Source organism: Fictibacillus sp. 23RED33, assembly GCF_015903925.1.
GTDB lineage: Bacteria > Bacillota > Bacilli > Bacillales > Fictibacillaceae > Fictibacillus > Fictibacillus phosphorivorans.
This window is the reverse complement of the sequence record NZ_JACZDX010000001.1, coordinates 55,761-70,204: the sequence shown is the minus strand read 5'-3', so window position 1 is coordinate 70,204 and position 14,444 is coordinate 55,761. Positions and strand designations below refer to the sequence as shown.

Genomic DNA, 14,444 nt, shown 5'->3' with positions numbered 1-14,444 from the left:
CCTTGTTTATCTGGTAGCTTTTTTATTTCGCACGTTTCTATAATCTTCCCTCATCTGAAAAGGAAATCCACAGCTTTCATCCACCCTTCATGTCTTTCATGGTAAATAATGTATAGATTCTTATCCTTCATCAAACATTATAGGATAAGGCAGGTGTTAGCAATCATGGATACAACCAAAGTAGAAGTTCCTATTAACAAAGATCTTCAAGCAAATGATGAATATATGCGTAATCTTTATAAGAACTGTGATGATATTAAGATCAGGCACTTTCAATTTGGTTCAGATTACAAACAAGAAGCTCTTGTTGTACATTGTGATTCTCTCGTCCAAGAAGAAAAGTCCAACCTGCTTCACCAGGTACTTAAGGATATGCCCGATTTTGAGGCAGCCCTTTCACTTGATGTTTCGGTTCAACAGATAAAGGTCTTTTTTGAGAACAAGGGCGTCTCATCAAGACCTGTTATGTTACTAAAAAACTACAATGAATTAAATGCCAATATCGTCAATGGCCATATTGTTTTGATTTTTGATAAATGGGATCTAGCTCTAAGCTTTGATGCATCTTCTGTAGAAAAAAGAAGTGTTGCAGAACCACAGAACGAGGTAGTTGTTGTTGGCCCTCGAGAAGGTACGATCGAAAACCTGCAAAAGAACCTTGGTTTGATTCGCTCTCGAGTAAAGACACCCAATCTTAAATTTATTTTTAAACAAACGGATGGCAAGTCTAATACGAAATTTGTTTATGGCTATTTAGATGGAACTGTTAAAAAGGAAATGCTTGAAGAGTTTGAATTAAGAATCAACAAAATTAAAAACGAAGAAATTTTAGAAACATCCTATATCGCTGAATTAATTGAGGAATCGTCCGTTACTCCCTTCCCTCAATATCGATTTACCGAAAGACCAGATGTTGCTTCAGCCTCGTTATTAGAAGGCAAGATTATAATTCTAATGGAAGGAACAGGAACGATCGTTATCTGTCCTGGATTGTTTAATGAATTTTTCCAATCTGCTTCCGATTATTATCAACGATCTGTTTTTTCATCCATCATCAGGTTGGTACGATTTATTGGCTTTATTTTGAGCCTGGCTTTACCTAGTATTTATATCGCTTTGACTACTTTTCATTCTGAATTAATACCGACCGTTTTATTGATCGCTCTCTTAGATACACGAGAAGGGATACCCTTTCCTGCAATCATAGAAGCTTTAATCATGCTGTTTTTTTTCGAACTCTTACAAGAAGCAGGGGTCCGGCTACCTAAACCTATTGGATCAACTGTAAGTATCGTTGGAGCACTAATTATCGGAGAAGCTTCCATTAACGCTGGACTCGCCTCACCGATCATGATTGTTGTTATTGGATTGACGGGAATCGCATCCTTTTCTATCCCTTATTATGATTTTGGCTTTGCTGCACGTTTGTTGCGAATACCATTAATGTTTCTAGCAGCTATTATGGGAGGCTTCGGTCTGTTTCTTGGATTTATTCTTATCTTCCTGCACCTGTCTAAATTACACGTTCTGAAGGAACCTTATCTTGGTACGTTCACTCTTAACAGTACGTCACTACTAAAAGACGGATTCTTTCGTTTGTCATTGAAAAAATTATTAAAGCACCGAAGTACTGGAAAAGGTTTATAACGCCAATATCTTATAAAGGGAGGGATTACTATGCAAAAGCTAATTAAATACATCGTTGCCTCCTCCCTCCTTTTTTTATCTGGTTGCTGGGATCATGCCGAGCTTACCGAGTATGTTTTCGTTCAATCGCTAGCTGTCGACCAAAAGAAAGATGGAACCATTAAACTCACCACACAATTTTATAAGCCTGCTCCTAAGATCGCTTCTGCTGGTGGTGGCGGTGAATCATACTTTAACCTTGAAACGGAAGCAAAATCCGTTTTTGATGCTATAAGAGATGTGACCATTCATTTGGGAAGAAAAGCAAACTGGGGGCATGTTCGTTTTATTGTGATTAGTGAGAAAGTCGCCAAAAAATATTATCTCGGTTCTGTTTTAGATTTCTTTTACCGTGATCATGAACCGAGACTCTTAACAGGTGTTGCAGTAACTGAAGGAGCTGCGGCAGACTATTTAAAAGAAAAACCACATGTAGAAAATACGGTGAGTGAACAATTAAACGAAGTCACTAAAACAGGGAGCAAATTTAGTGCGAAAACCTATCCCGCTAATTTATTTACAATTGGAAAACAGCTACATAGCGAGGTGGATACGGTGTATGCTCCCTATCTAAGAAAGGAAAAAGAAAAAGAGAACAGTATCTTTGTAGATGGGCTTTCTATCTTTCTAGGTGGGAAGCTGAAGACGACTATTACAAACAAAGACACAAAATCGCTCATGCTCGCTCTTAATAATTTTCAGTATGGAATCATTGGTATTCCTTGTAAAGGGAGTAAGCTGCAGGAGTCATTTGAAATCACAGAATCACATACAAACACATCTTTTGCGATCAAAAACGATGTTATACATTACTCACTTAGACCAAAGCTTCAAGCTAGTATAGGTGAATTAGAATGTACAAACATTGAAACAAAACAACAACTAGAAGTTCTTCATGCAAAGTTAGAAAAACAAGTGAACAGTAACTTAATGACATTATTAAAGCACTCACAAAAAAAGAATATAGATATTATCGGATTAGGAAACCATATCTATCGCAGTAATCCGAAAGAATGGCAGAGAATAAAAAAAGAAAAGATACCTTATTACAAAGACGCCGTATTTCATGTTAAATCGGAAGTTAACATCCTAAACACAGGAACTGATATAAGCAAACCTTTTCATAAAAAACAATAGGATGATGAGGAATCACTATGATTGAAAAACTCATTTTAGGAAGCTTAGTCGTATTATTATACTTCGACTATCAAACGTTGAAACAAGATAAAAAGTCAAAAAAAATCTATTTAATGATGTCTATTCCGGCAGGGTACATGCTCTACTCTTATCTTTCCGGGCGGAACCTTCCTAACTTAGATGAAGGATTTCAGTTAATACTTGGTCCTATTGCTGAAGTTATCACTTCATGGCTGCAAGTAAAATCATAAGGAGTCCCTTTATGCACACAGGAAAAATTAGTTATTGGCAAATGGCAGTGTTATTTCAAGTGTATATGACGGGTTCAGCCCTTATCAATATCCAAGGGCCGATGCTGGCTGCTGCTCAAAACAGTGCTTGGATCGCCATGCTTCTTGCTAACTTAGTTGGTTTTGTCATCTTATATCTCGTATTAACTCTTCACAACGAATATCCTGATCAATGTTATGTGAACCAAGTTCGCCTAACACTCGGAAACGTGATGACCTATCTACTCATCATCCCTCTGTTCTTAGTCATGTTGTATATCACAGCAAACATTGTATATGGAATGGGACAATATTTTACAACCTCGATGATGAGAGAAACACCGCTCTTCATCTTTCATCTACTCATCTTAATCACTTCCAGTCTAACTGCAAAAGCTGGAATTGAAGTAATGGGTCGCATGTTTCACCTATTGATGTATATTCTGTTTTTCATCTTTATCATCATGTTAATCCTGCCCTACAACACGTATGAGATCACTAATCTGCTTCCTTTAGCTCCACAAGGCTTTAAGCCGATATTACATGGTGTTTATGTCGGTTTTGGATTTCCTTACATGGATGTATTATTCTTCGCTATGATTATATACTTGGTAAAGCAAAAGCCCGGGCAGTCCATTAATAAATGGCTTTATTTAGGTTTGTTCATAAATGGAATCGTACTCACATTAACAATTCTCTGTTCATTAATGGGGCTCGGACCTTTAGTATTTCTTAAGAAATTCCCGCTTCATGTTCTGGCTCAGCTGATTAGCATTGGAGAGATTGTTGAGCGGGTAGAAGCGATCTTTGGCATCGCACTAATTCTAGGAACATACATGAAGATCTCTTTATTGTTGTTCATACTTGATCAAGCACTCTCCACTCTATTTAAAGTAAAAGCTACACATTTTATTTATATAATCTCAGCGGTTGTGCTCTTACTCTCTCTTACGATGTACAAAAACGAAATTGAACTAGGAGAATCTGGATCCTTTTTGCAGACCACTGTAACATTTTTCTTTGGGTTCTTGCCCCTTTTACTTGTAGTCATAATAGCTAAAGTGAAAAATAAAAAAACTGCTTAAAAAAAGAAGGCAACCAAAGTGGCTGCCTTCTTTTTCACTCTTAAATTGTTCTTTTTTCTAGTGACGCGCTCCATGCCGTTAAGAGAACTGCACCAAACACCATTACTCCGCCGATCCAAGGTGTATGAATGATGCCGATGGAATCGACAATGAGCCCTCCAACAAATGCACCAATAGCGATACCTAAATTAAATGCGGCGATATTAATAGCTGACGCAACATTTACTGCAGAAGGTACATATCTTTCAGCAAGTTTCACAACATAAACTTGTAGACCCGGAACATTCATAAACGCTAAAAGTCCTAATAAGAAGATAGTAATCGTTCCAGCTACTTTAAAAGGTGCTGTAAATGTTAAGATCACTAAAATAACAGCTTGAATAACGAACATCCAAAACAAAGCTTTGATCGGATTTTTATCTGCCGCTTTGCCTCCTACTGTATTCCCGATCGCAACAGCAATACCGTAGCCTAACAAAATCCAGGTAACCGCTTTTGGAGCGTAGCCTGTGACATCTTCTAAGATCGGTGCTAAATACGTAAATGCTACAAACGTTCCACCGTAACCAAGAGCTGTGATTGCAAATGCTAATAATAATCGACCGTTTTTAATAATCTTGAGTTGATCTTTTAAACTTGATGGTGGTGCTTCTTTCAAATTCTTCGGAACTAAGATGGCACTAGCGATGATGGCAACAACACCTAAGAGTGCAACTGCCCAAAACGTAGCTCTCCATCCGAAGGTTTGTCCGATAAATGTTCCAAGCGGAACCCCTGTTACGGTTGCAACAGTAAGCCCCGTAAACATGAATGCGATCGCACTTGCACGTTTATGTTCGGGAACTAGATCCGCAGCGATTGTTGCACCTATAGAAAAGAATACACCGTGAGAAAATGCTGTGATGAATCGCGCGATCAGAAGCAGCGTAAAACTTGTTGAAACTGCTGCAACCATGTTACCTGCGATAAAAACGACCATTAACAGAAGTAACAACGACTTTCTGTTCATTTTATTCGTTAACGCTGTAAGGACCGGTGCTCCAAATGCAACACCCATCGCATATCCTGATATGAGTAAACCTGCTAATGTGATTGATATGTTTAGATCAGATGCTAATGAAGATAAAAGTCCTACAGGTACAAACTCAGTTGTACCAATACCAAATGCCGAAATGGCTAATGCTAATAATGCCGGAAAACCACCTTTTGACTTCGACCCGCTTTCCGTTTGAACGGCTGTTGAATTCATCTATAAATCCCTCCATTGATTTTAGTTGGTGAATGAACTAGTCATTCGGTTGACTTGATGTTATTATGAAATATACGCAAACTAAAAGTAAGTACGCACTTTAAAGTAATGTAGGTACTTAAAAGTAACAATTACGATATAGAGGTGATTTTGGGATGAAAAAATACAATATACCTGTAGAAGCTGCACTTGAAGTGATCGGTGGAAAGTGGAAAGTCGTCATCCTCTGCCATCTTATTAAAGATAAAAGAAGAACCGGTGAGTTGAAGCGGTTAATGCCAGGAATTACACAAAAGATGCTCACACAGCAGCTTAGAGAACTTGAAGATGATGGAGTTATCCTCCGAGAAGTATACAATCAGGTTCCTCCACGAGTTGAATATTCTCTTACTGACTACGGTTGGTCGTTAAAAGGAATATTAGATTCACTATGCGCTTGGGGTGAGCAGCATATTGAGAAGACTTATCCGAATAAAGAGGATGTTTTAGTTCAGACAGAAGAACTAGTATAAATTTAGAGAAATGGCAGCCATCATTGGCTGTCGTTTTTAGTTTTAATTACAAAATAATATTCTTTAATAATTTTTAATACATTGTTAAAAGGAATGAACGTTTATTTAGGGGGATTTGTGATGAATTCGAACCGTTTAACAGTTGAGGGAATGCTGGATATTATACAGAACGGTTTACCCATGACAAGCTCTCCAAAGAGGATGATTGTCGTCGGTGCAGGAATGGCTGGACTTGTTGCAGCCACACTTTTAAAGAACGCTGGACACGAGATCATCCTTCTAGAATCTACCCACAGAGTTGGTGGGCGTATTTACACAGTCAGATCACCTTTTACCCATGGTAACTATTTTGAAGCAGGTGCTATGCGTATCCCTGAGATGCATAGGCTTGTTTTGGCATATATCAAGAAATACAACCTTGCCATTAATGAATTTGTTAACAGCAATCCTCATGACCTTCTTTTGGTCAATGGCATTCGAACCACTTATGATGCTTATGAGAAAAATCCTGATATCTTAGGTTTTCCTGTCTTAGAAAATGAAAAAGGAAAAACTGCTGAAGAGCTTATCGCTTATGCTGTACAGCCGATAGCAGATTTTATTGATCGTGATCCTGATAAAAACTGGCCGATCATCATTCAAAATTTTCAATCATACTCACTTGATAATTATTTGCGCAACAACCCTTACGGAAGATCATTATCTGCTGGAGCGATTGATATGATTAAAGTGCTTCTATCACTAGAAGGTCTTCCCGAGCTCTCACTTTTAGAGATGCTTCGAGATATCTTAATCATTTTCAAAAAACCTCCTCTTAAATACTTTGAAGTTACAGGTGGTTACGACCAGCTACCTCGTGCTTTTCTTAGAGATTTACGGCACCACATCTATTTTGGTCAAAAGTTAACAAGACTAGTGCAGACAGAATCATCCGTTAAACTGTATACAGAAAGTCCGCAAACCTTACATCGTTTTTCTTTTGAAGCTGACAAGGTATTACTTACACTTCCGTTCTCGGTACTTAATTTTGTTGAATTCGAACCATATAATTCCCTCTCCTATCTTAAAAGGAAAGCTATTCGGGAGCTTCATTATGTGCCCTCGATTAAGATCGGAATTGAATTCAAACATCGTTTCTGGGAAAAGAACGGTCTATCTGGAGGGAAAACCGTCACGGACCTGGCATCGCGCTTCACTCATTATCCGAGCCGTATCAGAGAAGACATCCCTTCAGGTGTCGTGATCGGAAGTTATACGTGGGAAGATGATACGTTCCCTTGGAGAAGCTCATCCAACGAAATGAAGATTAAAGAAACATTAAAATATATTGCTCAGTTTCATGGTGACTCCATCTATCAGCATTTTGTTACAGGATTTAGCCACGATTGGTCCACAGATCCAAATGCAGGTGGATGCTTTACAATGTTTAAGCCATACCAGGAATTAGAATTGTTTGAAGCGATTAAAGCTCCGGAGGGAAGACTGCACTTTGCCGGCGAACATACTACACTCAAGCACGGCTGGGTTGAAGGAGCTGTGGAGTCAGGCATCAGAGCTGCAATTGAGATGAATGAGTAATTCTATTCACAGAAGAGAGCCGATATCAGGATGACATCGACTCTCTTTTAAACATGTGTTTAATTTTTGGTTAAGTATCGCTCTACAATAATATGACGATGGTGTATCTCATGACCGGCTATGATCATCATTAGAGCACGAGTGGTAACAGGATGCCCATTTGCCGTTCCTTTCCTTTCTAAAGCCTTCTTGTTCAAACTTTGAATAAGTTGTATGGTAGCCAAACGCACTGCAACAAAATTTTCTAGCAAATCTCTCACCTCGATTTCATCGAAGCCGGCTTCCTGTACATAAGCATTTTCATCATATCCAGGAAGTGAGTTTTTTTCTCCTCGTGCGATGGAAAGTAAACGATAACTCATGATTCTCTCCGTATCTGTAATATGGCCGATCACTTCTTTAATGCTCCACTTCCCTGTTGCATAGCGGTTGGAAAGTTGTTCATCATTTAACATGCTTACGATTCCAACTGTTTCTTGCATTTGATTCGTTAGTACTTGAACGATATCCCCTTCAGGTACTAAGCTTACATACGCCTTATAGTAATCGGCGTAATCATAACCTTCTGTTATCTTCTCCATATCCTCATCCCTTCCCCTTATGCAAATCATATAATTGTATTTTTCTACTAATGCTCCAAAAAAACAAGAAATTCAATAAAAATGAAAGAATAAAACTTATTTATACGCTTACATTCTGTTACTTCATTTTTACTATACATGTTATAATCAAACGCGTTGACATCGGACCCCGACTTTCATGAGAGTTGAAAGTCAAAAAACAGTTTTCATCATAAAGAAAGAGGTGTGTTTCTGTTGGATCTTAATAAAATAAAACAGGAGTGGTTTGGGAACATTCGCGGAGATGTTCTTGCCGGCCTTGTAGTCGGATTGGCTCTTATTCCAGAGGCGATCGCTTTCTCCATCATTGCAGGTGTAGACCCTATGGTAGGTTTATACGCCTCATTTTGTATTGCCGTTGTAATTGCCTTTCTAGGCGGAAGACCTGGAATGATTTCAGCCGCAACCGGAGCTATGGCTCTTGTCATGGTCACCCTTGTTGCAGAACACGGACTGCAATACCTTTTAGCAGCAACCGTGCTGACAGGTGTAATCCAAATACTGATCGGAGTATTAAAGCTCGGGAAATATATGAAGTTCATCCCTCGTTCAGTGATGGTCGGATTTGTTAATGCACTCGCCATTCTAATATTTAGTGCCCAGCTTCCTCATTTTGTTGGAGAGTCATGGGTAATGTACGCTATGGTTGCAGGAGCTTTAGCTATTATTTATCTTTTCCCGAGAGTCACAAAAGCTGTGCCTTCTCCTCTGATCGCCATTATCGTGATCACCATCATAGCTGTTATGTCAGGTTCAACGGTACGAACGGTAGGCGATATGGGTGAATTAACTCAAGCTCTTCCAATGTTTTTAATACCTGATATCCCATTAACATTTGAAACATTACAGATCATTTTTCCATACTCATTTGCTTTAGCTCTGGTTGGACTTTTAGAGTCTCTACTTACTGCTCAGATCGTAGATGATATGACAGATACGGATAGCGATAAAAATAGAGAAGCAAAAGGACAAGGAATCGCGAATATTGTTACAGGATTCTTTGGAGGAATGGCCGGCTGTGCAATGATTGGTCAATCGGTTATCAACGTTAAATCTGGTGGCAGAGGAAGACTTTCTACATTTGTTGCTGGAGCATTCTTAATGATACTAATCATCCTGCTCAACGACCTGCTATCGATGATTCCAATGGCCGCGTTAGTTGGAGTTATGATCATGGTATCCATCGGCACTTTTGATTGGTCTTCTTTAACAAAGCTTCATAAAATGCCTAGAACTGATGCTGCTGTTATGATCGTGACCGTCGTTACAGTGGTGCTTACTCATGATCTTTCAAAAGGAGTTCTAGCCGGTGTTATCTTAAGTGCACTGTTCTTTGCCGCTAAAATTTCAAAAGTTGAGATTTCCTCTAAGGTTGATAACAATAATAAATTATATATCGTAAAAGGACAGTTATTCTTTGCATCTGTAACAGATTTTGTTTCACAGTTTGACTTTTCAGAAGATGTAGAGCTTGTTACAATCGACTTGTCGCAATCTCATGTTTGGGATGATTCTGCAGTAGGTGCTATCGATAAAGTTATCTTAAAATATCGCCAGAATGGAACAGAAGTTCAAATCACTGGACTCAATGCATCTAGTCAATCACTGATAAAGAAACTTGCCATACATGATAAAACAGAGGTGAAAATGACAGCACACTAAAAAACGTGTTCTTAATAAACATAAACAAAAATCTTCAAGAGGGTACACTTCATGGTGTACCTTTATTGCCGCCTTAAATAATTTGAATATTTTGAATTATTATTGATGAAGGCGTATACTTTTAGGTAGAACTGCCATTAAAACGTTGAAAGGACGCTGAGCACTTGATGATTAACGAAACAAAATATCGTCATAAAGCCTTTGATCAGCTCTTCCATTCCGAAGTGGAGAAAAACGATAATAATCATTTGATCTTCAATTATGGCATTGCCCTTTTAGGAGTACTCACTATCATTCTTACTAAATATTTCTAGAGAATCTTGAGTTTTCTGTTCGCTTAATCTCTCTGACTTTTAAAACAATACCAAAATTTTCAAGCAGAATAGTCTAACATACACGCTATCATTGAATTATTCCATATAATATAAGAAGAAATCTATGTCTGTCATATATAGGTCGGCATTTTCTCTTAACCCTACTTAAACATAAGGATTGAACCATCTTCTGATGAGTTCGATGCTTTTTTTTTCCATTGAGAGCAAAAGACTACTTTCAATTGATTTATCTGGTATAAAATAAACATATTCACCTAAGTAACCGACAAAATACGTATGAACTATAAAAGGGGTATAAGTATGTTACAAAGTAAAAACTTAAAAGAAAAAGTTCTCTCTATCCTTGAAGATAAAATACAACTCATAAAAAAAGACGAAGGTGCTATCTATTTGGTAGGACCTATCAAACTTCCTGTTAACCTATATGGAGAAACCGTTGTTTTCAATTGGTACTGCTGGTTAGAAGGCTGTGAGCAGACTGAAAACTTTGAAGAAGTGATTGATAAGCTTTCCTCTGCCAACTTAGCAGAATATCAGCAGTCCAGCGTTTTGGTTTATGGTGACTTTGCATACAATGAGGAAGCTCTTATTCGTATGCACTCGATTTGCCATACTGGTGATATATTCGGCAGCAAGCGATGTGACTGCGGTTATCAGCTCAAGCAGTCGATGAAAATGATCGTAGAACATGGTACAGGTGCACTCTTTTATTTAGCAAACCATGAAGGCCGTGGTATCGGTCTATTTAGTAAAGCAATGGCTTATCTGCTTCAGGAAAATGGACAAGATACAGTTGAGGCTAATGAAAGCCTTGGATTTGTAGATGATTCTAGGAATTATGAAGATGCTATAGAAGTACTGAAAGCACTTCGTTCAAAGCCTGTTACACTTATTACAAACAATCCGAAAAAATTAGAAGCACTCCATCAGGCGGGTCTTTCTGTTACAGCACGAGCACCCATCTGGGGTGATGTATCTGAATACAATGAGAAGTATTTGCAAACCAAGATCAATCGATCTGGGCATCTAGATGAAGGAGTATTTACAAATGAGTAGTCATGAATTCTACATGCAGCTCGCCTTAAATAATGCTAAAGCAATGAAAGGTCAAACAGACCCTAATCCGTTAGTAGGGTCTGTGATCGTAAACCACAATGAAATCGTCGGAGTAGGTACACATCTAAAGGCAGGAGAACCACATGCAGAAATCCATGCCATTCGTATGGCTGGAGATAAGGCGAAAGGTGGTACGATTTATGTTACACTAGAACCCTGCTCTCACCATGGGAGAACGGGACCGTGTGCTATAGCGATTGTAGAAGCAGGAATTAAAAAAGTGGTTATCGCCGCATTAGATCCGAACCCTCTTGTCTCTGGAAAAGGCGTGCAGATTTTAAAAGAAGCTGGAATTGAAGTAGAGACTGGAGTGCTTCAAGAAGAATCAAAAAGAATGAATGAAGTGTTCAACAAGTTCATTGTCCAGAAGGTTCCTTTTGTAACTTTAAAGTCAGGCATCACGCTTGATGGAAAGATTGCAAGCCATGCGAACAACAGCAAATGGATTACATCACCAGAATCGCGTGAAGATGTGCATAAAATGAGAAATGAAAATCGAGCTATACTTGTTGGTGTTAATACGGTCATTCATGATGACCCTGAGCTAACGACTAGAATTCCGAATGGTCGAAATCCGCTACGAGTGATTATGGACTCGACACTTAAGATTCCGTTACATTCAAAAGTGGTGACAGACAAGCTAGCTGAAACCTGGGTATTTACAACAGAAAATCACAACAAGCAAAAAAAGCAGCAACTCGAAGCTCACGGTGTTAAGGTGTTCATTGCTGGTGAAACACGCGTTGATCCGCATGAAGTATTAAAAACGTTAGGCAGTAATTTGATCTCTTCCCTTTTAATCGAAGGTGGAGGTACGATTAACGCAGCTTTTCTAGAAAACAAGCTTGTTGATAAAGCGGTTTTCTACATCGCACCTAAGCTGATCGGCGGACAGGATTCACCTTCATTTTTTGGTGGGACTGGGATCGAAAAGATGTCTGATGCCATCCAGCTGCACGATCTTACGGTTAACCCTATTGGACCTGACTATAAATTTACAAGTTATCCTAAATACGAATAAGAGGTATATATAATGAGATTTGGTTTTGACATTGATGATACACTGATTAACCTACGACAACATGCTTTTCATATCTACAATAAAAAATTAAAGAAAGATGTTCCGATCGATGTTTTTGACACGATTGAAACTCTGGAGATTCACGAACCGTTTGGTCTTTCCAAAAAGGAAGGCAATCAGATGTGGATTGATTCTATGGAAGAGATTTATTTTACAGATTGTCCTGCTTATCCTGATGCCATTGAAGTGTTGCAAGAACTTCATAAAGAGGGCCATGAAATCTTCTACATTACAGCGAGACCTGCCAATCATTGCGAAGAAACAAAGAAATGGGTCGAGAATGCTGGATTCCCTGTGCAAGAAGGACGCTTTTTCTGTGGAATGAAAGATGAAGAGAAAATCCATACGATCAAAGATTTGAAGCTGGACTTTTACTTTGATGATAAGCCTAATGTCTTAAATACGCTAACGGAAGAACCTGTTCAGCTTTATGTTAGACATCAGAATTACAACAAAGATTTAGACATGCCTCGTTTGACGAATTGGTCTGAATTAAAAGAGATCATCGAAAAACATAACGATCAAAAATAGTACGCCAATAAGCGTGCTATTTTTTTGAAATTTTTTATAATGTCAAACAAGGTGGAGGTTTTGTCACGATGCTATTATTCTTATTGCTATGTTTATTATCTGCGGGTTTTATTATAGAAGCTTTTCAAAAACATGTTTTAAAAATGAAGGAGCCCGACATACTACCACTTTGGGATAATTTAGAGAAACAGGATTGGTATAAAGAATTGATTATCCAACCAGAAACAGCTAGATGGATTGATCTGGATAAAAAGAATGGATTATTGAAGGACCCCTACTATGTTCAAAAAATTATCAATCACGCTGGTCATCGCGAAGGATTCATACGATATATAAAAGATAAAACGCAGTAGCAAACAGTCAAAAGTGAAAATCACTTTTGACTGTTTTTATGTGTTCATTCTTATATTTTTGATAGAAAGGAAAATATTTTTATAATAAAAACTTTAGAATAATGCCTTTAAAATTACGTCATACTAACTCATATTTAAGGAACCGGAGGAACAAATGAGAATTCAATCTGGTATTGCGCCTTTACATATATATTTTCTTATTATCCTGTCATCCGGCCTTGTCAATCATGTTCTGATCATTCCCGTAATTCTATCAGCTTCAGGAAGAGATGCTTGGGTAAGTATTATGCTCTCTGTACTTCCTTACATCTTTTTTATTCTGCTGATCGGTTCAGTCTTAAAAAAATTAGGAAATCAGAATTTTTTAGATTACTTAAAACTAAGACTTGGTCCTACTCCTTACTATCTGCTTAGCGGAGTTTTCATTATTTACTTTTTTTTCAATGCAGGCATTACGTTTAGAGATACCATTACATGGACACAAACAAATTATTTAATGGATACCCCTACTCTAGCTTTGTGTTTGCTTTTAGGAGTTCTCTGTTTTTTTGGGACCTATAAAGGATTACAAGAATTGAGTATTGTGGCAATGATCGCCCTACCTCTAGTGGTAACTTTCGGAATATTTATTGCGTTTGGAAATATACAGCACAAAGATTATTCTATGTTGTTGCCGATCGCAGAACATGGCTGGTCTCCGGTATTTAATGGCTGTGTTTATGTTTTGTCGGGACTAACAGAGTTGTGCACCCTCTTATTCCTGGTTCAGCATACAAAAAGATCACTGAAATGGAAGCATGTTACTATTGTAGCCTTTATATTAGTTGGACTCATGCTTGGTCCTACGATGGCAGCTATTGCAGAATTTGGTCCTTATGAAGCCAATAAGTTAAGATATCCTGCGTATGAGCAATGGAAACTATTAACAATAAGTAAAGAAATCACAAGAATGGACTTCCTTTCCATCTTTCAGTGGATTTCAGGTGCTTTCATCAGAGTCAGCTTATTAATTTTCTTAGTTGCAAAAGTTACAGGAGTTAAAAGACGCAGAACTTGGTTATTAGCTTTCTTATACATTTTATTAATCGTCTATACACTTTCTCCTATTTCAAACATATCTATCTTCAATTTTTTGTATGATTTCTTTTTTCCCATACAGATGTATGTCATTTTACCATTAGTATCGATCATCTGTATCTATGTCTTAATTAAGAAATGAGGGATCTATAG

Annotated in this window: 14 protein-coding genes; 12 read left to right on the top strand and 2 right to left on the bottom strand. The window is 38.0% G+C overall.

Going from position 1 to position 14,444, the window contains the following annotated elements:
- The first annotated feature begins 165 nt into the window (after positions 1 to 165).
- Genes IHV09_RS00430 through IHV09_RS00415 form a run of 4 tightly spaced genes read left to right on the top strand, consistent with a single transcriptional unit; the run spans position 166 to position 4,177 of the window.
- Positions 166 to 1,647, top strand: coding sequence for a spore germination protein (locus IHV09_RS00430; protein WP_197126831.1), 1,482 nt, complete (start codon positions 166 to 168; stop codon positions 1,645 to 1,647).
- A gap of 30 nt (positions 1,648 to 1,677) precedes the next feature.
- Complete coding sequence (locus IHV09_RS00425; protein WP_197263363.1) at positions 1,678 to 2,823, top strand: Ger(x)C family spore germination protein; 1,146 nt, start codon at positions 1,678 to 1,680, stop codon at positions 2,821 to 2,823.
- A gap of 17 nt (positions 2,824 to 2,840) precedes the next feature.
- Positions 2,841 to 3,074, top strand: a complete 234-nt coding sequence (locus IHV09_RS00420) for a hypothetical protein (protein ID WP_197126829.1) — start codon at positions 2,841 to 2,843, stop codon at positions 3,072 to 3,074.
- Between the two features lie 11 nt (positions 3,075 to 3,085).
- A complete protein-coding gene (locus tag IHV09_RS00415) occupies positions 3,086 to 4,177 on the top strand; it encodes a GerAB/ArcD/ProY family transporter (protein ID WP_197126828.1) in 1,092 nt (363 codons plus the stop codon).
- Between the two features lie 40 nt (positions 4,178 to 4,217).
- On the opposite strand, the gene IHV09_RS00410 is transcribed toward IHV09_RS00415, so the two are convergent.
- Positions 4,218 to 5,426, bottom strand: a complete 1,209-nt coding sequence (locus IHV09_RS00410) for an MFS transporter (RefSeq protein ID WP_197126827.1) — start codon at positions 5,424 to 5,426, stop codon at positions 4,218 to 4,220.
- Between the two features lie 155 nt (positions 5,427 to 5,581).
- On the opposite strand from IHV09_RS00410, the gene IHV09_RS00405 reads away from it, so the two are divergent.
- A complete protein-coding gene (locus IHV09_RS00405) occupies positions 5,582 to 5,938 on the top strand; it encodes a winged helix-turn-helix transcriptional regulator (RefSeq protein WP_191754703.1) in 357 nt (118 codons plus the stop codon).
- Between the two features lie 120 nt (positions 5,939 to 6,058).
- A complete protein-coding gene (locus IHV09_RS00400) occupies positions 6,059 to 7,516 on the top strand; it encodes a flavin monoamine oxidase family protein (RefSeq protein ID WP_197126826.1) in 1,458 nt (485 codons plus the stop codon).
- A 59-nt stretch (positions 7,517 to 7,575) separates the two neighbouring features.
- Here IHV09_RS00400 and IHV09_RS00395 read toward each other — a convergent pair whose 3' ends face one another.
- Entirely contained in the window at positions 7,576 to 8,097 is a 522-nt protein-coding gene (locus IHV09_RS00395) for a DinB family protein (protein ID WP_197263362.1), read from the bottom strand.
- A 234-nt stretch (positions 8,098 to 8,331) separates the two neighbouring features.
- Between IHV09_RS00395 and IHV09_RS00390 the strand changes: the two genes are divergently transcribed.
- The 6 genes from IHV09_RS00390 to IHV09_RS00365 all read left to right on the top strand — a co-directional run bounded on the left by IHV09_RS00390 (position 8,332) and on the right by IHV09_RS00365 (position 14,433).
- Positions 8,332 to 9,798 (top strand): SulP family inorganic anion transporter, encoded by a 1,467-nt coding sequence (locus IHV09_RS00390; protein WP_197126824.1) that lies wholly within the window; start codon positions 8,332 to 8,334, stop codon positions 9,796 to 9,798.
- 635 nt (positions 9,799 to 10,433) lie between these two features.
- The gene (locus IHV09_RS00385) at positions 10,434 to 11,189 is read left to right on the top strand and encodes a GTP cyclohydrolase II (protein ID WP_191754694.1); all 756 of its coding nucleotides are present in this window, start codon (positions 10,434 to 10,436) and stop codon (positions 11,187 to 11,189) included.
- Positions 11,182 to 12,270 carry a bifunctional diaminohydroxyphosphoribosylaminopyrimidine deaminase/5-amino-6-(5-phosphoribosylamino)uracil reductase RibD gene (gene ribD, locus IHV09_RS00380; RefSeq protein WP_197263361.1) on the top strand — a complete coding sequence of 363 codons (1,089 nt, stop codon included), beginning with the start codon at positions 11,182 to 11,184 and terminating at the stop codon, positions 12,268 to 12,270. Before IHV09_RS00385 ends, ribD begins: the two co-directional genes overlap by 8 nt.
- 12 nt (positions 12,271 to 12,282) lie before the next feature.
- Positions 12,283 to 12,861: a 5' nucleotidase, NT5C type gene (locus IHV09_RS00375; protein ID WP_197126822.1), complete on the top strand. Its 579-nt coding sequence runs from the start codon at positions 12,283 to 12,285 to the stop codon at positions 12,859 to 12,861.
- A 68-nt stretch (positions 12,862 to 12,929) separates the two neighbouring features.
- On the top strand, positions 12,930 to 13,214 hold the full coding sequence (locus IHV09_RS00370) for a hypothetical protein (RefSeq protein ID WP_197263360.1): 285 nt from the start codon (positions 12,930 to 12,932) through the stop codon (positions 13,212 to 13,214).
- Between the two features lie 154 nt (positions 13,215 to 13,368).
- The gene (locus IHV09_RS00365) at positions 13,369 to 14,433 is read left to right on the top strand and encodes a GerAB/ArcD/ProY family transporter (RefSeq protein ID WP_197263359.1); all 1,065 of its coding nucleotides are present in this window, start codon (positions 13,369 to 13,371) and stop codon (positions 14,431 to 14,433) included.
- Positions 14,434 to 14,444 lie beyond the last annotated feature (11 nt).

Bases quoted from the DNA above. Each gene is read 5' to 3' on its own strand.
- IHV09_RS00395 (WP_197263362.1), bottom strand. From the start codon at position 8,097: ATGGAGAAGATAACAGAAGGTTATGATTACGCCGATTACTATAAGGCG.
- IHV09_RS00375 (WP_197126822.1), top strand. From the start codon at position 12,283: ATGAGATTTGGTTTTGACATTGATGATACACTGATTAACCTACGACAA.
- IHV09_RS00420 (WP_197126829.1), top strand. From the start codon at position 2,841: ATGATTGAAAAACTCATTTTAGGAAGCTTAGTCGTATTATTATACTTC.
- IHV09_RS00365 (WP_197263359.1), top strand. From the start codon at position 13,369: ATGAGAATTCAATCTGGTATTGCGCCTTTACATATATATTTTCTTATT.
- ribD (WP_197263361.1), top strand. From the start codon at position 11,182: ATGAGTAGTCATGAATTCTACATGCAGCTCGCCTTAAATAATGCTAAA.
- IHV09_RS00425 (WP_197263363.1), top strand. From the start codon at position 1,678: ATGCAAAAGCTAATTAAATACATCGTTGCCTCCTCCCTCCTTTTTTTA.
- IHV09_RS00415 (WP_197126828.1), top strand. From the start codon at position 3,086: ATGCACACAGGAAAAATTAGTTATTGGCAAATGGCAGTGTTATTTCAA.
- IHV09_RS00370 (WP_197263360.1), top strand. From the start codon at position 12,930: ATGCTATTATTCTTATTGCTATGTTTATTATCTGCGGGTTTTATTATA.
- IHV09_RS00405 (WP_191754703.1), top strand. From the start codon at position 5,582: ATGAAAAAATACAATATACCTGTAGAAGCTGCACTTGAAGTGATCGGT.
- IHV09_RS00430 (WP_197126831.1), top strand. From the start codon at position 166: ATGGATACAACCAAAGTAGAAGTTCCTATTAACAAAGATCTTCAAGCA.
- IHV09_RS00400 (WP_197126826.1), top strand. From the start codon at position 6,059: ATGAATTCGAACCGTTTAACAGTTGAGGGAATGCTGGATATTATACAG.
- IHV09_RS00410 (WP_197126827.1), bottom strand. From the start codon at position 5,426: ATGAATTCAACAGCCGTTCAAACGGAAAGCGGGTCGAAGTCAAAAGGT.
- IHV09_RS00385 (WP_191754694.1), top strand. From the start codon at position 10,434: ATGTTACAAAGTAAAAACTTAAAAGAAAAAGTTCTCTCTATCCTTGAA.